Origin of the sequence: Nocardia farcinica (assembly GCF_001182745.1) — a bacterium.
GTDB classification, from domain to species: Bacteria; Actinomycetota; Actinomycetes; order Mycobacteriales; family Mycobacteriaceae; genus Nocardia; species Nocardia farcinica.
Map to the genome: position 1 here is coordinate 2263601 of NZ_LN868938.1, position 19476 is coordinate 2283076.

20 protein-coding genes are annotated in these 19476 nt (G+C 72.8%); 3 read left to right on the plus strand and 17 right to left on the minus strand.

What is annotated here, in order from left to right:
• Nucleotides 1–41 precede the first annotated feature (41 nt).
• The 11 genes from hisF to AMO33_RS11090 form a co-directional block, all read right to left on the minus strand.
• A complete protein-coding gene (hisF, locus tag AMO33_RS11040; protein WP_011208383.1) occupies nt 42–815 on the minus strand; it encodes an imidazole glycerol phosphate synthase subunit HisF in 774 nt (257 codons plus the stop codon).
• Nucleotides 812–1648, minus strand: coding sequence for an inositol monophosphatase family protein (locus tag AMO33_RS11045; RefSeq protein WP_060592435.1), 837 nt, complete (start codon nt 1646–1648; stop codon nt 812–814). The genes hisF and AMO33_RS11045 overlap by 4 nt, the downstream gene beginning before the upstream one ends.
• 7 nt (nt 1649–1655) lie before the next feature.
• Nucleotides 1656–2387, minus strand: coding sequence for a bifunctional 1-(5-phosphoribosyl)-5-((5-phosphoribosylamino)methylideneamino)imidazole-4-carboxamide isomerase/phosphoribosylanthranilate isomerase PriA (priA, locus tag AMO33_RS11050; protein WP_011208381.1), 732 nt, complete (start codon nt 2385–2387; stop codon nt 1656–1658).
• Between the two features lie 103 nt (nt 2388–2490).
• On the minus strand, nt 2491–3021 hold the full coding sequence (locus AMO33_RS11055; protein WP_060592437.1) for a hypothetical protein: 531 nt from the start codon (nt 3019–3021) through the stop codon (nt 2491–2493).
• Between the two features lie 110 nt (nt 3022–3131).
• Nucleotides 3132–3767: an imidazole glycerol phosphate synthase subunit HisH gene (gene hisH / locus AMO33_RS11060; protein ID WP_060592439.1), complete on the minus strand. Its 636-nt coding sequence runs from the start codon at nt 3765–3767 to the stop codon at nt 3132–3134.
• Nucleotides 3764–4399 carry an imidazoleglycerol-phosphate dehydratase HisB gene (gene hisB, locus AMO33_RS11065; RefSeq protein ID WP_371392047.1) on the minus strand — a complete coding sequence of 212 codons (636 nt, stop codon included), beginning with the start codon at nt 4397–4399 and terminating at the stop codon, nt 3764–3766. The genes hisH and hisB overlap by 4 nt, the downstream gene beginning before the upstream one ends.
• 11 nt (nt 4400–4410) lie before the next feature.
• Nucleotides 4411–5568, minus strand: a complete 1158-nt coding sequence (locus AMO33_RS11070; RefSeq protein ID WP_011208377.1) for a histidinol-phosphate transaminase — start codon at nt 5566–5568, stop codon at nt 4411–4413.
• Nucleotides 5565–6902, minus strand: coding sequence for a histidinol dehydrogenase (hisD, locus tag AMO33_RS11075; RefSeq protein ID WP_060592441.1), 1338 nt, complete (start codon nt 6900–6902; stop codon nt 5565–5567). The genes AMO33_RS11070 and hisD overlap by 4 nt, the downstream gene beginning before the upstream one ends.
• Before the next feature lie 130 nt (nt 6903–7032).
• Nucleotides 7033–8628 (minus strand): serine/threonine-protein kinase, encoded by a 1596-nt coding sequence (locus AMO33_RS11080; RefSeq protein WP_060592443.1) that lies wholly within the window; start codon nt 8626–8628, stop codon nt 7033–7035.
• 123 nt (nt 8629–8751) lie between these two features.
• A complete protein-coding gene (locus AMO33_RS11085; RefSeq protein ID WP_060592445.1) occupies nt 8752–10500 on the minus strand; it encodes a penicillin-binding transpeptidase domain-containing protein in 1749 nt (582 codons plus the stop codon).
• 24 nt (nt 10501–10524) lie between these two features.
• Nucleotides 10525–11406 carry an arylamine N-acetyltransferase family protein gene (locus AMO33_RS11090; protein WP_060592447.1) on the minus strand — a complete coding sequence of 294 codons (882 nt, stop codon included), beginning with the start codon at nt 11404–11406 and terminating at the stop codon, nt 10525–10527.
• Nucleotides 11407–11495: 89 nt separating this feature from the next.
• Here AMO33_RS11090 and AMO33_RS11095 point away from each other — a divergent pair, with 89 nt between their 5' ends.
• Nucleotides 11496–12182, plus strand: a complete 687-nt coding sequence (locus AMO33_RS11095) for an MFS transporter (protein WP_060592448.1) — start codon at nt 11496–11498, stop codon at nt 12180–12182.
• Nucleotides 12183–12233: 51 nt separating this feature from the next.
• Nucleotides 12234–13412 (plus strand): winged helix DNA-binding domain-containing protein, encoded by a 1179-nt coding sequence (locus AMO33_RS11100; RefSeq protein WP_060592450.1) that lies wholly within the window; start codon nt 12234–12236, stop codon nt 13410–13412.
• A gap of 103 nt (nt 13413–13515) precedes the next feature.
• Here the strand turns inward: AMO33_RS11100 and nadC are convergent, their stop codons facing one another.
• Genes nadC through nadA form a run of 3 tightly spaced genes read right to left on the minus strand, consistent with a single transcriptional unit; the run spans nt 13516 to nt 17159 of the window.
• Complete coding sequence (gene nadC / locus AMO33_RS11105) at nt 13516–14376, minus strand: carboxylating nicotinate-nucleotide diphosphorylase (RefSeq protein WP_060592452.1); 861 nt, start codon at nt 14374–14376, stop codon at nt 13516–13518.
• A 29-nt stretch (nt 14377–14405) separates the two neighbouring features.
• Nucleotides 14406–16082: an L-aspartate oxidase gene (locus AMO33_RS11110; protein ID WP_060592454.1), complete on the minus strand. Its 1677-nt coding sequence runs from the start codon at nt 16080–16082 to the stop codon at nt 14406–14408.
• A 33-nt stretch (nt 16083–16115) separates the two neighbouring features.
• A complete protein-coding gene (gene nadA, locus AMO33_RS11115) occupies nt 16116–17159 on the minus strand; it encodes a quinolinate synthase NadA (protein ID WP_011208368.1) in 1044 nt (347 codons plus the stop codon).
• Between the two features lie 95 nt (nt 17160–17254).
• On the opposite strand from nadA, the gene AMO33_RS11120 reads away from it, so the two are divergent.
• Nucleotides 17255–18013: an NUDIX hydrolase gene (locus AMO33_RS11120; protein WP_060592456.1), complete on the plus strand. Its 759-nt coding sequence runs from the start codon at nt 17255–17257 to the stop codon at nt 18011–18013.
• 42 nt (nt 18014–18055) lie between these two features.
• Here AMO33_RS11120 and AMO33_RS11125 read toward each other — a convergent pair whose 3' ends face one another.
• From AMO33_RS11125 to bsaP, 3 genes are read right to left on the minus strand one after another with little or no spacing between them, the layout of a single operon-like run.
• Nucleotides 18056–18589 (minus strand): DUF1353 domain-containing protein, encoded by a 534-nt coding sequence (locus AMO33_RS11125; protein WP_060592458.1) that lies wholly within the window; start codon nt 18587–18589, stop codon nt 18056–18058.
• Nucleotides 18590–18617: 28 nt separating this feature from the next.
• Nucleotides 18618–19247 carry a DUF2567 domain-containing protein gene (locus tag AMO33_RS11130; RefSeq protein WP_011208365.1) on the minus strand — a complete coding sequence of 210 codons (630 nt, stop codon included), beginning with the start codon at nt 19245–19247 and terminating at the stop codon, nt 18618–18620.
• Entirely contained in the window at nt 19247–19474 is a 228-nt protein-coding gene (bsaP, locus tag AMO33_RS11135) for a biotin synthase auxiliary protein BsaP (RefSeq protein ID WP_060592460.1), read from the minus strand. Before bsaP ends, AMO33_RS11130 begins: the two co-directional genes overlap by 1 nt.
• Between the last annotated feature and the right edge of the window lie 2 nt (nt 19475–19476).

Sequence of the window (19476 nt, forward strand, 5' to 3'; positions counted from 1 at the left end):
GCCCGACAACCCGGTCCGCCCGCCGACGATTCCCCGGCCGGTCAGCGCACGACGAGGTGGGCGTCGCGCAGTGAGTCCTTGACCTGGCCGATGGTCAGGTCGCCGAAGTGGAAGACGCTGGCGGCGAGCACCGCGTCGGCACCGGCCTGGACGGCTGGGGCGAAGTGTTCGACGGCGCCCGCGCCGCCGCTGGCGATCACCGGGATCGACACCGCGGCCCGCACCGCGCGGATCATCGGCAGGTCGAACCCGGTCTTGGTGCCGTCGGCGTCCATCGAGTTGAGCAGGATCTCGCCGACGCCGAGTTCGGCGCCGCGCTCGGCCCACTCCACGGCGTCGATGCCGGTGCCGCGCTTGCCACCGTGCGTGGTCACCTCCCAGCCGGACGGCGTGTCGGGCTGGCCGTCGGGCACCGTGCGCGCGTCCACCGACAGCACGATGCACTGCGAGCCGAACCGCTCCGACATCTCGCGCAGCACCTCGGGCCGGGCGATGGCGGCGGTGTTGACCGACACCTTGTCCGCGCCGGCGCGCAGCAGCCGGTCGACGTCCTCGACGGTGCGCACGCCACCGCCGACGGTGAGCGGGATGAAGATCTGTTCGGCGGTGCGGGTCACCACGTCGATCATGGTGCCGCGGTCGCCGGTGGAGGCGGTGACGTCGAGGAAGGTCAGCTCGTCGGCGCCCTGCGCGTCATAGGTGGCGGCCAGCTCGACCGGGTCGCCCGCGTCCCGCAGGTTCTGGAAGTTGACGCCCTTGACCACCCGGCCCGCGTCCACGTCCAGGCACGGGATCACGCGTACCGCCACCGTCATCGGTTCACCCCTTCTTCGGCGCCGGCCGGGTCGGCGACGGCGCAGATCATCTCGAGCAGTTCGGCGTGCACGCCGGGCGCGGCGGCGAGCACCGAGCCGGAGGTGATCGTCCACGGTTGGCCCGCCAGGTCGGTCACCACGCCGCCCGCCGCGCGCACCAGCGCGACCCCCGCGGCGTTGTCCCACGGGTGATGGCCGAACACGATGGCGCCGCCGAGCACGCCGGAGGCGGTGAAGGCCAGGTCGATGCCGGTGGAACCGTGCATGCGCACGCGGGAGGACAGCCTGCTGAGCGGGCCGAGCAGATCGAAGCGGAAGCGGCCGGGGATGCGGCCGTCGGAGTCCACGTTGAAGGTGCCGAACCCGATCATCGACTCGGCGAGCTTGCCGGCGGGCAGCGGCGGCAGCGGAGCACCGTCGAGCAGCAGCGGGCCACCGCGCATCGCGGCGTAGCGGCGGCCGAGCAGCGGCAGCCAGGTGAGCCCGAGCACCGGTTCACCGTCGTGCACGAGCGCCAGCAGCATGCCCGACAGTGGGTGTCCGGCGGAGTAGTTGAAGGTGCCGTCGATCGGGTCGAGGACCCAGGCGGTGCCCGAGGTCAGCTGCGGGCCGCCGAATTCCTCGCCGTGCACCGGGAAGCCGGTGCGCTCGCGCAGCGCGGCGGAGACGGTGCGTTCCAGCTCGAGGTCGAGTTCGGTGGCGAAGTCGTTGCGGCCCTTGCTCACCGCGCTGGGCGCGCCGATGCCCGCGACGAACCGCGCCGCCGCGCCGTCGAGGATCTCGCCGGCGACGGTGAGCAGTTCGGGCAGGTCGGCGATCGGGTCGGCAGCCATGGTCGGGTCAGCGCACCGCGGCCAGCGCCTCGGGCAGGGTGAACCGGCCCGCGTACAGCGCCTTGCCGACGATCGCGCCCTCGACGCCTTCGGGCACCAGCCCGGCGATGGCCACCAGATCCTCGATGGCCGACACGCCGCCGGAGGCGATGACCGGCGCCTCGGTGGCCGCGCAGACCTCGCTCAGCAGTTCGAGATTCGGGCCGGTGAGGGTGCCGTCCTTGGTGACGTCGGTGACGACGTAGCGCGAGCAGCCGTCGCGTTCCAGCCGCTCGAGCACCTCCCACAGGTCGCCGCCGTCGCTGACCCAGCCGCGCCCGCGCAGCCGGTAGTCGCCGTCGATGATGCGCACGTCGAGCCCGACGGCGATGCGCTCGCCGTGCTTGGCGATGGCCCGGGCGCACCACTGCGGGTCCTCCAGCGCGGCGGTGCCCAGGTTGACCCGGGCGCAGCCGGTGGCCAGGGCGGCCTCGAGCGAGTCGTCGTCGCGGATGCCACCGGAGAGTTCGACCTTCACATCCAGTTCGCCGACGACCTTCGCCAGCAGCTCACGGTTGGAGCCGCGGCCGAAGGCGGCGTCGAGGTCGACCAGATGCACCCACTCGGCGCCCGCTTCCTGCCAGGCCAGGGCGGCGTCACGCGGCGAGCCGTAGCTCGTCTCACTGCCGGCCTCCCCCTGCACCAGGCGCACGGCCTCTCCATTGGCGACATCGACCGCGGGTAACAGCACAAGACTCACTTCGAGCAGCTTAGTCGGTGCTCCCCGGTCGCCCACGCCCGGCCGGGCCGGGAGCACCGCCCGAGCGGGTCAGCGGCCGGAGGCGGCAGCGCGGCGTGACCGGTCACGCCAGCGCGGTCTCCAGGTCGCGGCGGGCCGCGGCGAGCACGTACGCGCGGTGGCAGGCCAGCGCGGCGAGCACGGCGAAGGTGGCGGTGAGGCCGGCGGCGCCGACGCGCAGCACCTGCCCGACCAGGAATTCCGACGCGGCTCGCTCGAGTTCGGCGGTGGTGTGCGCCGCGCGGTCGTCGAACAGGATCTCCACCCGCGGCCACTGGTAACCGACCGACAGCAGGAACTGGCCGGTGATCAGCGACGCCAGCGACGCCACCAGCCACCCGCGCGCCACCCGGTACCGGGTCGCCACGGCTGCGGCCACCAGGGCGGTGAGGGTGAGCACCGCGCCGAGCGGGCGCAGCACGTCGCCGACGCCGACCACGCTCATGAACTCCTCGGTGAGTTCGAGCGAGCGTGGGACGTCGTGGAAGACGTTGGGGTAGAACAGGATCGTCTCGGTGAGGGTGGCCGCGAACGCGAAACTCGCGAGCACCGCATAGCATCCGATCACGATGGTGGGCAGGGTGACGGGCCTCATGGCTACCTCCTCGCCCCGAGTCTGACCCCGCGACCACCCCCGGCGGATCCGGCGCCCACCCCGATTTCGGGCGCGGCGCCCTCAGGGTAAGCCCGGATCCGCGGCCGCGGTCAGAGCGAGTCGATCCAGTTGCGCAGCAGCTGCGCGCCCGCGTCGCCGGACTTCTCCGGATGGAACTGGGTGGCCGACAGCGGCCCGTTCTCCACGGCGGCCAGGAACCGCACGCCGTGCTCGGCCCAGGTCAGCTTGGGTGCGGCGAAGTGCTCGTTCGGCGGCAGCTCCCACCGCTGCGCGGCGTAGGAGTGCACGAAGTAGAAGCGGGTGTCGGCGTCCATCCCGGCGAAGAGCACGCTGTCCGCGGGCGCGCTGACGGTGTTCCATCCCATGTGCGGCAGCACCGGCGCGTCGAGGCGCTCGACCACGCCCGGCCACTCCGCGCACCCCTCGGTCTCCACGCCGAATTCCACCCCGCGCTCGAACAGGATCTGCATGCCGACGCAGATGCCGAGCACCGGCCGGCCGCCGGCGAGCCGCTGGCCGATGATCTTCTCCCCGCGCACCGCGCGCAGCCCCGCCATGCACGCCGCGAACGCGCCGACGCCGGGCACCACGAGGCCGTCGGCGGCCAGCGCGGCGTCGGGGTCGGCGGTGACCCGCACGTCGGCGCCCGCGCGCACCAGGGCGCGCTCGGCGGAGTGCAGGTTGCCCGATCCGTAGTCCAGCAGGGCGACGGATTTCCTCGTCACAACGTTCCCTTCGTCGACGGCACACCGCTGACCCGCGGGTCGAACTCGACGGCGGCGCGCAGCGCGCGGGCCACCGCCTTGAACTCGGCCTCGGTGACGTGGTGCTGATCGCGTCCGTAGAGCACCCGCACGTGCAGGGCGATGCGGGCGTTGAGGGCGATCGACTCGAACACGTGCCGGTTGAGCACCGTCGAGTACGGCGCACCGGGCTCGCCGGTGCCGCGCACCGGCGAACCGGGGATCACCGCGTGCAGCAGGTGCTCCGGCTCCCCGGTGTGCACGCAGTAGGGGCGGCCGGACACGTCGACCGCGGCGTGCGCGAGCGTCTCGTCCATGGGAATGAACGCGTCGCCGAAGCGCCGGATTCCCGCCTTGTCGCCCAGGGCCTTGCCCAGCGCCTGGCCGAACACGATCGCGGTGTCCTCGACGGTGTGGTGTGCCTCGATCTGGATGTCGCCCTCGGCCCGCACGCTCAGGTCGAAACTGGCGTGCGCGCCGAGCGCGGTGAGCATGTGGTCGTAGAACGGCACACCGGTGCTGATGTCGGTGCGCCCGGTGCCGTCGAGGTCGAGTTCGACGACGATGCTGGACTCCTTGGTGACGCGCTCGACGCGCGCGGTCCGGTGGCGCAGGGTGGTGTCGGTCATGGCGTGCCCGTGCTCTCGTCGCTCTCGTCGTTGATCAGTTCGTCGGCGGCCAGCAGGCGGCTCACCCGCAGGAACTCGTCGTTCTCCGCGGCGAGGCCGATGGTGGCGCGCAGGTGCCCGGGGATACCGACATCGCGGATGAGCACCCCGTGGTCGAGGTAGCGCTGCCAGGCCCGCGGTGCGTCGGCGAACCGGCCGAACAGCAGGAAGTTGGCGTCGCTCGGCACCACGCGGAAGCCGCTCGCGGCCAGTTCCGCGGCCACCCGGTCGCGCTGGGCGGCGAGTTCGGCCACGCTCGCCAGCGTCTCGTCCGCGTGCCGCAGCGCCGCGCGCGCCGCGGCCTGGGTGACCACCGACAGGTGGTAGGGCAGGCGCACCAGCAGCAGCGCGTCGATCACCGCGGGCGCGGCCACCAGGTAGCCGAGTCGCCCGCCGGCGAAGGCGAACGCCTTGCTCATGGTGCGGCTCACGACCAGCTTGGCCGGGTACCGGTCGATCAGCCCGATGGCGCTGGGCTGGGCGGAGAACTCGGCGTAGGCCTCGTCGACCACCACGATGCCGGGCGCGGCGTCCAGGATCCTGGCCAGGTCGGCGCCGGGGATGCTGTGGCCGGTGGGGTTGTTCGGGCTGGTCACGAACACCACGTCGGGGCGGCGTTCGGCGATGGTGGCGACGGCGTGGTCGATGTCGAGGGAGAAGTCCGCGTTGCGCCTGGCCTCCACCCACTCGGTGTCGATGCCCTCGGAGATGATCGGGTGCATCGAATAGGAGGGCACGAATCCCAGGGCGCGGCGGCCGGGACCGCCGAAGGCCTGCAGCAGTTGTTGCAGGATCTCGTTGGAGCCGTTGGCCGCCCAGACATTGGCCGTGTCCACCGCGATGCCGGTCTGGCGGGTGAGGTAGGCGGCCAGGTCGGCGCGCAACGCGACGGCGTCGCGGTCGGGGTAGCGGTGCAGTTCCGCCGCGACGGCGCGGATGGATTCGGCGACGTCGTCGACGAGCGCCTTGCTCGGCGGGTGCGGGTTCTCGTTGGTGTTGAGCTGCACCGGCACCGTCAATTGCGGTGCGCCGTACGGCTTCTTGCCGCGCAGGTTGGCCCGCAGCGGTAGGTCGTCGAGGCCGATACCGGCGCCGGGCACGGTCGGCGCGCTCACGACAGCGCCTCGAATCGCACGGTCACGGCCTGGCCGTGGGCGGGCAGGTCCTCGGCGTCGGCCAGGGCGACCACGTGCCCGGCGACGTCCTTCAGCGCGGCCTCGGTGTACTCCACCACGTGGATGCCGCGCAGGAAGGTCTGCACGCTCAGGCCCGAGGAGTGCCGCGCGCAGCCCGCGGTGGGCAGCACGTGGTTGGAGCCCGCGCAGTAGTCGCCGAGGCTCACCGGGGCGTACGGGCCGACGAACACCGCGCCCGCGCTGCGCACCCTGGCCGCGACGGCGGACGCGTCGGCGGTCTGGATCTCGAGGTGTTCGGCGGCGTAGGCGTCGACCACCCGCAGGCCCTGGGTGATGTCGTCGACCAGGACGGTGCCCGACTGTTTGCCGGTGAGCGCCGTGCGCACCCGTTCGGCGTGCTTGACCACGGCGAGTTGCGCGGTGAGGGCGGCGTCCACCGCGTCGGCCAGCGCCACGCTGTCGGTGACCAGCACGCTCGCGGCGAGCACGTCGTGTTCGGCCTGGCTGATCAGGTCGGCGGCCACGTGCGCGGGATCGGCGGTGGCGTCGGCGAGGATCGCGATCTCGGTGGGGCCCGCCTCGGCGTCGATGCCGACCAGGCCGCGGCACAGCCGCTTGGCGGCGGTCACGTAGATGTTGCCGGGGCCGGTGATCAGGTCGACCGGATCGAGCGGAGCGCCGTCGGTGTCGGTGCCGCCGTAGGAGAGCAGGGCGACCGCCTGCGCGCCGCCGACGGCCCACACCTCCTCGACGCCGAGCAGCGCCGCGGCGGCCAGGATGGTCGGGTGCGGCAGTCCGCCGAAGTTCGCCTGCGGCGGCGAGGCCACCACCAGCGAGCCCACGCCCGCGGTCTGCGCGGGCACCACGTTCATCACCACGCTCGACGGGTAGACGGCGTTGCCGCCCGGCACGTACAGCCCGACCCGTTCCACGGGCACCCACCGCTCGGTGACGGTGCCGCCGGGCACCACCTCGGTGGTGGTGTCGGTGCGCCGCTGGTCGGCGTGCACCCGGCGGGCCCGGGCGATGGACTCCTCCAGCGCCGCGCGGACCGCGGGGTCGAGCTCGTCGAGCGCGCGGGCGAGTTCGGCGGCGGGCACCCGCACGGTGGCCGGAACGACGCCGTCGAACTTCTCGCCGAACTCCAGCGCCGCCGCGGCCCCGCGCTCGCGCACCGCCTCCACGACCGGCCGCACATGATGCAGCACCGAGTCCACGTCGACTCCTCCCCGCGGCAGCGCGGCGCGCAGCTCGGCAGCGGAAGGAGTACGACCGCGCAAATCGACGCGGGCGAGCTCGATGCGGGATGTCATGTCGGTGTCGATCCTTAGTCGTCGGCTGGTCGCAACAGGAAAGTTGCCGTTACCAGCCTAATGGCCGCCGCGCCCTGCCATCGCCGCGGCCACCGCCGATCCCCGCCCCGGGGTCTGCGGCGGGGCCGGGCTAGCGGGTGTCGCTGTCGATCAGCAGGCGGCCGCCGCTGTCGACCACGCGCAGGATCAACTGCTTGGACTGACCGTTGACGGTGATGTTCGCCAGGCGCATGTCCACCGAGCCGTCGGCGTTGTTGGCGCCGTTGGCGGCGTTGATGTTGGAGAAGGTCTCGATGGTGCGCGAGCCCCAGTACTGCCGGAACGCCTGCTCGCCACCGTAGGCGCGCTGCGCCGCCGGGGTGAGCAGCGACCAGGAGCCGCTCGGGTCGCTGTAGAAGTCGACGATCAGCTGGCCCGCCGAGCCCCAGTCCACCGTGCTCGCGCTCGGCGTGCCGCCGAGGGCGACGGTGGTGGTCGAACTCGCGCCACCGCTGGTGGTGGTCGATGATGCGGGCGGATTCGCCTGCGCCACCGGGCCATTGGAGTCGGATTGGTTGAGCGAGCCGAGCAGCAGCGCGGTCACGGCCACGAGCGCGCCGACCAGTCCGCCGATGAGCACCGCGCGCCGCTTGCCACCGGACCCGCTCGGCGTCGAGGGTGGTTGCTGCGCCACGGTTTTCGGATGCGCGGCCGTCTCGGGATGGGCCGCGCCGTGCTGCGGGGGCGGCAGCGGTCGCTCGGCGGGCCGCTGCGGCGGCGCGGCCACCGCCGAGCGGATCGCCTTGGTCGTCGCGTCCTGGCGTTCGTCCTGCCTGCGGCCGAAAGCCTCACTGGCGGGCACGAATCCGGCCGGAACGGGGTTGGCCGCCGAGTCGGCGAACGCGGCCAGCGTGTCGCGCGCGACGCGCATGGTCGGCCGGTCGTCGGGATCGGGACTGAGCAGCGCGAGCAGGAAGTCGGTGGCCGGTCCGGCGTTGCGCGGCTGACTGACCTGACCGTTGGCCGCGGCGTAGAGCACGGCGAGCGGGTTGGCGCTGGCGCCGTAGGGCGGCTCGCCCTCCAGCGCGTGGAACAGCGTCGCGCCGAGGGAGAACACGTCGGCGGCCGGGGTCGGATCGGCGCCGCGGGCCACCTCGGGCGCGAGGTAGGCCGCGGTGCCGCAGATCAGTCCGGTCTCGGTGAGGGTGGCGTCGCCCGTGGCCCGGGAGATACCGAAATCGGTGATCTTGACCGTGCCGTGATCGTCGAGCAGCACGTTGCCGGGTTTCACGTCGCGGTGCACGATGCCGGCCTGGTGGGCGGCGATCAGCGCGGAGGCGACCTGTTCGCCGATGCGGGCCACCTGGGTCAGCGGCAGCGTGCCCTGCGCCGACAGCACCGCCGCCAGGCTGCGCGATTTCAGGTACTCCATCACCAGGCACGGATCACCGTCGTGTTCTGTGATGTCGAACACCACAATGGCATTCGGGTGCTGGAAGCGTGCGGCGTTGCGTGCCTCGCGGATCGCGCGCTGACGCATGATGTCGCGCTCGGCCTCGGGCAGGCTCGGCTGGATGTGGATCTGCTTGATCGCCACGGACCGCCGGAGGCGCTCGTCGGTGGCACGCCAGACCACGCCTGTGCCGCCGCTACCAATCCGCTCGACCAGGCGGTAATGCTCCGCGATCAACTGACCGGTATCGATGGCGCCTACTCCGAACCTTCTCGAAATCGTGACATCCCGCATATTGACCGCTGGTGCGGCCCCCGACGAGTGTAGCGGGCCGGGGAAGGTCGGCACGCGCCAGCCGTGGGTTCGTCATCCGCCCGAACGGACCCCGCGGCGACGACATCGGAGCATAGCCGACGGCTACTGCGACACGCGCAGCATGCGACCCGCCGCGGCCACCGCGGGCGCGGAGCTGCCCGCGTCCTCGGCGAACACGGCGAACGCCAGATCACCCGCTATTCCGACGAACCAGCCGTGCGCGTGGGTGTCATCGATGTACTCGGCGGTGCCGGTCTTGCCGACCAGCCCGGGGATGTCGGCGAGTTCGGTGGCTGTGCCTCCGGTCACAGTCTCCCGCATCATGGTTCGCAGCTGCTCGGCCACGCCCGCGGGCAACGGATCGGGCTGCCGGTCCGGGGTACCCGGCCTGCCCGCCACGATCGCCGGGGCGGGTACCGAACCCCGCGCGATCGACGCGGCGACCAGCGCCATCCCGAACGGCGACGCGGTCACCTGCCCCTGGCCGATGCTCGACTCCACCCGCGCGGCGGGGCTGTCGGCGGCCGGGACCTTCCCGGTGACCGTCGTCAGCCCGGGGGTCACATAGTCGATGCCGAGGCCGAGCTGAGCGGCCGCGTGGGTGAGCCCGTCGGCGGGCAGCCGGACGCCGAGCATGCCCATGGTGGTGTTGCAGGAGCGGGCGAAGGCGGTGTGCAGCGGCACCTGGCCGAGATCGAAATTGTCGTCGTTGGGGATGCGACGGCCCTCGATGTTCGCGCTGCCCGGGCAGGCCACCACGGTGTCGGGGGTGACCTCGCCCGCCTGCAACGCCGCGGAGACGGTCACCGTCTTGAACGTCGAACCCGGCGGGTAGAGACCGGTCAGCGCGATCGGGCCCTGCGCGTCGGCCGCCGAATTCTGCGCCACCGCCAGCACATTGCCGGTGGAGGGTTGCAGCGCCACGATCGCGGCGGGCTTGTCCATCGGCGCGAGCGCGGCCTCGGCCGCCCGTTGCAGGCCGACGTCGAGGGTGGTGACGATGTCGGCGGTGGGTCGCGGTTCCGCGCCCGCGATCCGTTCGGTACCGCTGGGGGTCTGGGCCCGCACGGCCCACCCGGCGGCTTCGTCGGCCTGCTGCTGCCACAGTTCGGCCAGCCCGGACAGCGTCGGGGAGGTGAGGGCCTTGTCGGTGGTGAGCAGCCGGGTCTGCGGGGCCAGCGTCACGCCCGGCAGCGCCGCCAGCGCGTCGCGGATGGGGGCGATGTCGGCGGCGCGCAGCGTGATCGCGGTGACCGGTTTGCCTTGCGCCGCGGCGATATCCGTGCGCAGCGAGGCATCGGTGATGCCGGGCGCGAGCGGGTTCAGCAGCGCCGCCACGGCGGCGGTGTCGGCTTCGGCGGTCAGGTTGACCAGGGTCACGATCTGCTCGGTCATCAGCTCACCGCCCGCGGCGTCGAGCACGCGGGCCGGGCGGGCGTAGGCGGGTCCATAACTGAGCGGCCCCTTGTCCAGGCCGGGGGCGAGGGTGGCCGGATTCCACCGGATGGCCCAATCGCCGTTCTCGGCGGCGGTGCCGGTGGTGGTGTAGGTCCACTCCTGGCCCGCGCTGCCGAGTTTCCAGGTGGCGGCGAGGGTGAAGGTGTCGCCCTCGGTGCCGCGCACCTCGTAGGTGACCTCCTTGCCCAGGCCCGCGTACAGCTGGTTCAGGGTCGCCGTGGCCTGGTCCGGGTTGTCGGTGAGGGCGGCCGCCGCGGCCACGTCGTCGGCGTTGAGTGCGTCGGCGAACTGTTCGGCGACCGTGCGTGGCTGTTCGGGCCCGGAGCTGCAGGCGGCCAGCGCCAGCACGGGTGCGGCGACCAGGACGAAGAGTTTGTTCCGCTGGGTACCCACCCGGCCGACGGTACTGGAAAGCCCCTACGGGGTGCCCGCAGCGACGCGCTCGAGCCAGCTGCCGGTGGTGAGCGCATCCAGGTCCGGGCCGGGCAGTTCGATGTCGAAGAGCTCGTTGATGACCTCGGGCAACTCGCCCGGTGTCAGGGCACGGATGTCGGCGCTGCCGTCGGGGCGTTCGGTGGTCAGGGTCAGTCCGTCGAGCACGTGGTGGCGGTCGGGATGGAACCGCTGCAGGAACGGACGGGTCGTGAACGGCGAGCGCGGCGAGGTCGACACGAAGTGGTTGCCGACCTCGAAGTCGATCCGGTACTGCGGCGCGGTGGTGAAGGTGTAGCGGTCGACCCAGCCGTCCCTGCCGAACTGGTGCAGCACCCACAGGTCGGTGCCGAGTTCGCCGGTGCGGCGCTCGAGCCGGAATCGCCAGTCCCCAAGGGTGAATTCGTCCGGTTGCGGGCGCAGCTCGTAGGGGCGCAGCGGGCCGCGGCCGAAGCCGACGTCGCACATCCACACCCGGTCGTCGTCGGCGGTGGTGACCCGTAACAGCGCGTGCGTGGCCGGGCGTAGGCCGCCCGCCCCCATGGTGACCCGGCCGGTGTGGCCGGTGACCCCGAACCCGAGACGTTCCAGCGCGGCGGCGAACAGGCCGGCGTTCTCGTAGCAGTAGCCGCCGCGTCTGCTGTACACGAGCTTGTCCTGCAGGGTCGCCAGGTCGAGGCGCACGGGCCGGCCGAGCACGGCCTCGAGATTCTCGAAGGGGATCGCGGTGGTGTGCCGGTACACGAGTTCACGCAGCGTGGCCAGGGTGGGCGCGCGCTCGCCGGCGAACCCGATCCTGGCCAGGTACGCGTCCAGGTCCAGCTCCGCGCCGTTCCAGTGGTAGGCGGGGTCGTCGGGCTTGCTCATGCTGCCACCTCGTTTCGTCGTCGAACCTCGTCCGGGACAACCATCGGGCAGGGCGACGTTGTTCCGGGGCCTCGGCATTCGCCGTCGGGATGGTCGTCGGCGCGCCCCTGACGGCCGCCTTCGCGCGCCGGTGGCCCCCGCGCCGCGGCTTGCCGGCGTTCGTGCTGGTCTTCGCGGTGGTCCAGGTGGCAGGCGCGCTCGCCGACCACCTGTGGGTCCTGGTGGTGACCCGGGTCGTCGCCGCCTTCATGGCGACGGCCGCGCTGGTGAACGCGGGCACCTTCGGCGCCTTCACCTTCCTCGCACCGCTGATCACCGGTCCGGTGGGCCTGTCGCCGCGGTGGATTCCGGTGGCGCTCATGCTGTTCGGCCTCGGTTCCTGCCTCGGCCTCACCGCGGCCGGACGCCTCGCCGACCGGTGGCCGGGGCAGGTCGTGGCGGTCGGCGGCCCGCCGGCGCTCCTCGGCCGGCTCGCGACCGCGGCGACCACCCACCCGGCCACCCTGCTGGTCCTCGTCACCGGGCAGGGCGCACTGTCCTTCGCCGTCGGCAGCACCCTCGTCGCCCGCGTGCTGGGCGAGGCGGGGCGCCGACGATGGGCGGCGCCTACGCCACCGCGGCGCTCAACCGCGGCGCGGCGCTCGGCCCGATCGCCGCGGCGGCCACGCTGGGTACCGGGCCGGCCGAACGCGGTCCGTTCGTGGCGGCCGCGGTCGCGGTCGCCCTGGCGCCGGCGACCGCGTCGGCGATCCGGGTGCGCAGCGCGGACCCGGTGAACCGCTGACGGAACGGCGGAATCCGTCACCCACCCCGGCTACACTCCGCACATGCGTTCGATCAGTGTGGCGGAGCGGCGGGCCCGGCTGGCGGTGCGGCACCATCTGGCGGCCACCGCGCGGTCGGCGGACGTCACCGAGATCGCCCGGTCGATGGTGGCCCTGCACGCGACCGACCCGGCGACGGTGTTCCTGTCGGTGGCCGCCCGCTCGGACACGCTCGTGCCCGCCGACGTGGAGCGCGCGCTGTACGAGGAGCGGACACTGCTGCGGATGCTGGCGATGCGGCGCACGATGTTCGTGGTGCCGCTCGACGTCGTCGGCGCCCTGCAGGCGTCCTGCGCCGACGCGCTCGCGGTCAAGCAGCGCCGCACCTACACCAAACTGGTGGAACAGGCCGGGGTGGTGGACGGCGACGTCGCGGCGTGGTGGGCCGAGGTCGAGCGGGAGACCCACGACGCGCTGCTGGCGCTCGGCGCGGCGACCGGCGCACAGTTGAGCAAGGCGGTGCCGCGCTTGCGCACCTCGATCGTGACCGCCCCAGGCAAGGCGTATGAGCGGCCGACCAACATCACCACCTGGGTGCTGCTGACCCTCGGGGCCGAGGGCCGGATCGTGCGCGGACGCCCGAACGGTGGGTGGAGCAGCAGCCAGTACACCTGGGCGCCGATCGAATCCTGGCTGCCCGGTGGTGTCCCCGCGGTGCCCGTCGAGGAGGCCCGGGCCGAGGTGGTGCGGCGGTGGCTGCGTGCCTTCGGGCCCGCGCCGGTCACCGACCTCAAGTGGTGGACCGGGTGGACGCAGGCCGAGGTGCGGTCGGCGCTGGCCCGGCTCGACGTCGCCGAGGTGGACCTCGACGGCGGCACCGGCGTGGTGCTGGCCGACGATCTCGCGCCGGTGCCCGCCCCCGCACCGGCCGCCGCCCTGCTCCCCGCCCTCGACCCCACGCCGATGGGCTGGCAGTCGCGCGACTGGTACCTCGGTCCGCACGCCCCCGCCCTGTTCGACCGCAACGGCAACATCGGCCCCACCGTCTGGTGGGACGGCCGCATCGTCGGCGGCTGGGCCCAGCGCCGATCCGGCGAGGTCGTCTACCGCCTCCTCGAAGACCCCGGCACCGAGGCCGCCACCCACATCGCCACCGAAGCCGCCCGCCTGGAGAAATGGTTCGGCGACACCCGCCCCGTCCCCCGCTTCCGCACCCCCCTGGAACGCGAACTCACCACCTGACCGGCGTGATCGCCAGTCGGTCTCCTCGGGGTGCCCGGTACCCGCGGCCTTGATCCACCGCCTGCGCCACCGGGTGTACTCCTGGTCGTGGCCGACGACGCTGTCAGAAGTCCAGGCCGAGGTCGAGGACGGTGACGGAGTGGGTGAGGGCGCCGACGGCGAGGTAGTCGACGCCGGTGCGGGCGTAGTCGGCGGCCACGTCGAGGGTGAGGCCGCCGGAGGATTCCAGTTTCGTGGTGGGGGCGGTGGCGTTGCGGCGTTGCACGGCGGCCTGGGTCTGCCAGAGCGGGAAGTTGTCCAGCAGGACGAGTTCGACGTCTTCGGCGAGGACGGCGTCGAGCTGTTCGAGGCTGTCGACCTCCACTTCGCACGCGATGTCGGGGGCCAGGGCGCGCACGGCCCGCAGCGCCTCGACCACCGACCCGGCGGCGGCCACGTGGTTGTCCTTGATCAGCGCCGCGTCCCCGAGGCCCATCCGGTGATTGACGCCGCCGCCGACCCGCACCGCGTACTTCTGCAGGGCGCGCAGGCCGGGCAGCGTCTTGCGGCTGTCGCGGATCTTGCAGTCGGTGCCCTCGACCGCGTCCACCCAGGCGGCGGTGGCGGTGGCGATGCCGGACAGGTGACAGATCAGGTTGAGCAGGGTGCGTTCGGCGGTGAGCAGTCCGCGCGTGGGAGCGACCACGCCGAGCACCGCCTGACCGGGCTCGACCCGGGTGCCGTCGGCGACCCGGCCGGTGATCTCGTACTCGCTCGCACCGAGCACCTCGTCGAGCACCAGCAGACCCACGTCGATTCCGGCGACCGTGCCGGGCTGCCGGGACACGACCGACGCCTTGACCACGGCGTCGGCGGGCACGGTGGCCACGGTGGTGACGTCGGGGCCGTAGCGCAGGTCCTCGTCCAGCGCGGTGCGGATGAGCGCGAGCACCTCGTCGCGATCCAGCGCGGCGTCCAAAGCCATCGTCGTTCTCCTGTTCTGTCGGTGCGCGCTCACGGAACGGCGGCGAGTTCGGGACCGTCGGGGTCGGCCGCCAGGTCGGCGGTGACGTCGAGGGTGCCGAGCAGATCGGGGTGGCCGTCGGGGTCGAGCCGGATCGGGATGCTGTGCCGCAGCGCGTCGTCGGTGGCCGGGTGATCGGAGCGGGTGTGGCAGCCGCGGCTCTCCCGCCGCGCGGCCGCCGCCAGCAACAACACCCGGGCGGTGAGGGTGAGCGCGCCGTCCTCGAGGTCGGCGATCCGCCGCGCCGCGAGCTCCGGTGCGGGCGGCACGGATTCGGCCGTCGACTGCCTGGCCTGCGAGTACCGCGAGGACATGCCGCGCAGCACGGCCCGTTCCAGCCGGGCCGCCGCCTCCGCCAGCCCGTCGCCGTCGCGGACGACCGAGGCGTGCGCGGTCATCACCTGGTGCAGCGCCGCCCGGGGCACCCGGGGCATGGCCCGGGGGCGGATCTCGGTCACCTCGGCGGGCAGTTCGAGCCGTTCCGCGGCGGCCGCGCCGACCCGCTCGCCCACCACGAGCCCTTCCAGAAGGCTGTTGGAGGCCAGCCGGTTCGCCCCGTGCAGGCCGGTGCGGGCGACCTCACCGGCCGCGAACAGCCCCGGCACCCCGGTGCGCCCGTGCGTGTCGGTGACCACGCCACCGCACTGGTAGTGCGCGGCCGGCGCGACGGGGATCAGGTCGGCGCGCGGGTCGATGCCCGCGGCCAGGCAGGAGGCGGTGATCGTGGGAAAGCGCCGGGTGAATCCTTCGATCGCGCGCGCGTCGAGATACACGTGGTCGGTGCCCAGGTCACGCATCCGGGCCGCGATCGCCCGCGACACCACGTCGCGCGGCGCCAGATCGCCGCGCGGATGCACCCCGGCGGTGACCGAGCGGCCGGTCGCGTCGACCAGCACCGCGCCCTCCCCGCGCACCGCCTCGCTGATGAGCGGGCGACGGCCGGTGCCGCCGGGGGTGTAGAGCACGGTCGGATGGAACTGCACGAACTCCAGGTCCGCCACCGTCGCCCCGGCCCACAGCGCCAGCGCGACGCCGTCGGCGGTCGCGCCGGGCGGATTGGTGCTCAGCGCGTACAGCTGGCCGAGCCCGCCGGTGGCGAGCAGCACCGACGGGGTGTGCACGACACCGAAACCGTTCTCCGACACCGCGATCACCCCCTGCACGCCGTGCGGTCCGGTGACCACCTCGCAGGCGGCCGCGCCGAAGATCACCGGCAGGCCCGCGGCGTTGAGTGCGCGCTGCACCTCGGCGCCGGTGGCGTCGCCCCCGGCATGGATGATGCGGCGGGTGCTGTGCCCGCCCTCCCTGGTCCGGGAGACCTGCCCGTCGCGGCCGAGGTCGAACACCGCGCCGAGATCGGTCAGCGCCGCCACGGCCGCCTGCCCGCCCGCGACGATGGAGCGCACCGCCGCCTCGTCGCACAGCCCCGCGCCCGCCTCCACGGTGTCGCGGACGTGGGACTCCACCGAGTCGCCGTGCGGGGCGACGACGGCGATGCCGCCCTGTGCGTATTGCGTCGCGGTGTCGGTCGGCCCGCCCTTGCTCAGCGCGAGCACCCGCAGCCCGCGCAGCGAGGCGGTGCGGGCCGCGGTCAGTCCCGCGACCCCGCCGCCGATCACCACCAGGTCGGCCGTGGCCTCCCACTCGATCGTCACCGCAGCCGTCATCGGTTCACGCCTTCCGCCGCCGTCACCGGCGGTTCACTCACCGCCGCCGGGATTGCCGATGGCGATCATGCGCTGTACCGAGTTGCGACCGAGCGCGGCGGTCTCGGGATCGACGTGCACCTCGTCGGCGCCGTCCACCAGGCAGCGCAGCAGCGCGGCCGGGGTGATCATCTTCATGTACTTGCACGAGGCCCGGTCGTTGACGGCCTGGAAGTCGATGCCCGGCGCGGCCTTGCGCAGCTGGTGCAGCATGCCGACCTCGGTCGCGACCAGCACCTGGGTGGACTTGGCGGCCTTGGCGGCGTCGATCATGCCGCCGGTGGACAGGATGTGCACCCGCTCGGCCGGGAACGCGCCCTCGCCGGCCAGGTAGAGCGCCGAGGTGGCGCACCCGCATTCGGGGTGCACGAACAGCTCCGCGTCGGGGTGGCTGCGCGCCTGCTCGGTGAGCTCGTCACCGTTGATGCCCGCGTGCACGTGGCATTCACCGGCCCAGATGTGCATGTTCTCCCGGCCGGTGACCCGCTTGACGTGGGCGCCGAGGAACTGGTCGGGCAGGAACAGCACCTCCCGCTCGGGATCGATGGAGGCCACCACGTCCACGGCGTTGGAGGAGGTGCAGCAGATGTCGGTGAGCGCCTTCACCTCGGCGGTGGTGTTCACATACGACACCACGACCGCGTCCGGGTGCTCGGCCTTCCAGGCGCGCAGCTCGGCGGCGCTGATCGAGTCCGCCAGCGAGCAGCCCGCGCGCTGATCGGGGATGAGCACCGTCTTGTCGGGGCTGAGGATCTTCGCGGTCTCGGCCATGAAGTGCACCCCGCAGAACACGATGGTGTCCTCGGGTGCCTCGGCCGCGATCCGCGACAGTGCCAGCGAATCACCGACGTGGTCGGCCACGTCCTGGATCTCGGGCAGCTGATAGTTGTGGGCGAGAATGGTCGCGTTGCGCTCCCTGGCCAGACGCTTGATCTCCTGGGCCCACTCGGGCGTCGCCTCGACACCGGCGAACCCGGCGGGTCCGTCGAACACCTGCCCCATCAGCGGAGGCGCCAGCTTCGCACCTGTCGTCGCCATGATGGCTCCCTTCCTCGTGCGTCCGCCGCCACCGCTTTCGTCGACGCGGCACCGCGATTCGCACCAAACCAGGTTTTCGACTTACAATCGAAAACGTGGCCCATAGTAGCACCATCCACGAATCGCTCACCGCGGTGTTCCAGGTTCGCCGCTTCCCCGTCGAGAAAACCGCAGGTCAGCGTGTTGCCGTGCCCGCGAGTGGGGTGTTGCGGCCGTGCCCGCCCGACCAGCGGACCGAACTGGCGGTGCTGTTGTGGGAACGCGCACTCGACCCGCAGAAGGGCACCTGGTCGCTGCCCGGCGGCCGGCTGCGCGACGACGAGGACCTCGACACCTCGGCGCGGCGCCAGCTCGCCGAGAAGGTCGACGTGCGCGAGCTGGCCCACCTCGAGCAGCTGTCGGTGTTCAGCGACCCGCACCGGGTACCAGGGCCGCGCCGAATCGCCTCGGCCTACCTCGGGCTGGTCCCGCTGACCGCCGAACCGGAACTACCCGACGACACCGCCTGGCACCCGGTCTCCGCACTGCCGACGATGTCGTTCGACCACGGCATCGTCGTCGAACACGCCCGCACCCGGCTGGCGGCGAAACTGTCCTACACCAACATCGCCTTCGCCCTGGCGCCGGCCACCTTCACCATGTCGGTGCTGCGCGAAATCTACTGCGCTGCACTGGGATACGATGTCGACACGACCAACCTGCAGCGAGTCCTGCACCGCCGCAAGGTGATCACGCCGACCGGCGCCACCGCCGCACCGGGACGTGCCGGCGGACGCCCGGCCGCGGTGCACCGGTTCACCGACTCCGGCCTGCGCGTCACCGACGAGTTCGCCGCGCTGCGCCCACCGACCTGAGCGTCCGACACACGAAATCCGCTGCGGCTCCGGGCTACTCGATCAGGCGGTCTTCATCTCCGGCCGGGGCGCCGGACCCTCGGTGCGCCGGGTCAGCCGCGCTCCCGACCAGAACAGCAGCTCCACCACCCAGAACACCCACAGCGCCAGGCTCACCACCAGTACGGGAATCGCCAGGAACAGCACCGCGGGCACCGCGACGAGCAGGAAGCGCAGCAGGTCACCCGCGCTCGCCCCGGCCAGGCCGCTGCCGACCCGCACCGCCGCCCACATCATCCAGCGCCGCGGCACCGAGACGCCGAACTCGCGCAGGCTGCGCCGGAAGATCCCGTCGGCGTCGGCGGCACTCACCACCGCGCCGGCGCGTAGATAGTCGTGCAGGATCGCCGCGCGGGTATAGGCGCCGTAGCGCGGGATCAACCAGACCAGGGCGCGCGGCACCGAGGCGAAATCGGTGCGGAACCCGGCGGGCACCGTGAACTCCTGGCTCGCACCGCGATACACCAGCGGCTGCGCCAGCCGCCAGAACGTGCCGTCGATCTCCTCGACCGTCGAACCGCTGCCCACGAACGGCATGCCCCGATTCTACGGCCGACCACCGTGCTCAGCGGGTTTGGCGCGCCTCCGGATGCACGGGCCGGGCGGGATCGAGCGCACCCGGATCGTCGTAGGCGGGGACCGCGCCCCACGTCGGCGTCGGCCGGGCGTGCCCGAACGGCCCGAGGTACCCGGTGCCCAGGTCCTCGGCCGTGCTCAACGCCGCGAGGAACAGCACCACCAGCGAGGCGATCAACGGCTGCACCAGCAGCGCCAGATCGGTGCCGACCTCGGTCGGCAGGGTGACGATGCTGCCGACCGCCGGATCGTCGGCGCGCGGATGCCGCAGCTCGGCCACCGTCTCCCCGCACCACGCCATGGCGTAGGCGCCGATCAACGACCCCGTGAGCAAGCCGAGTTGCAGCAGCGGCCCGCGCACCGGCCGCAGCAGCCGCCACGCCGCGACGGCGCTCAGCAGTCCGGTGACCGCGCCGAAGCACACGAAGATCGCCACCGCGTCGAACTGGTGGGCGCTCTCCCCCGTGAGTCCCGTTCCGCGACCGGGCTGGGTCACCAGCAACTGCTCGGTGGGTGCGAGCACACCCCACAGCGCACCCACCAGCAGGCTCACCACGACCACGCCCGCGACCACCAGCAACGCCGTGGCCGCCTCCCGGCGCACACCCTCGGCGCGCACTACCGGTGTTCCAGACTCTTCGAGTCGATCACCCCGTGGCGGGAGCACTTGGCCCACCAGCCGTCCGGGCTCACCTGCACGATCATGCGCCTGCCGCACTGCTCGCAGAACCGCGGCGGCTCCAGGCCCAGCGCGGCCGCGGCGGGCACCGCGTCGTCGAGGCCCGGCACGATCCGCTTGCCGGTGAACGGGTTGTAGCGCTCGTCCATGTCCACGACACTACTCATCG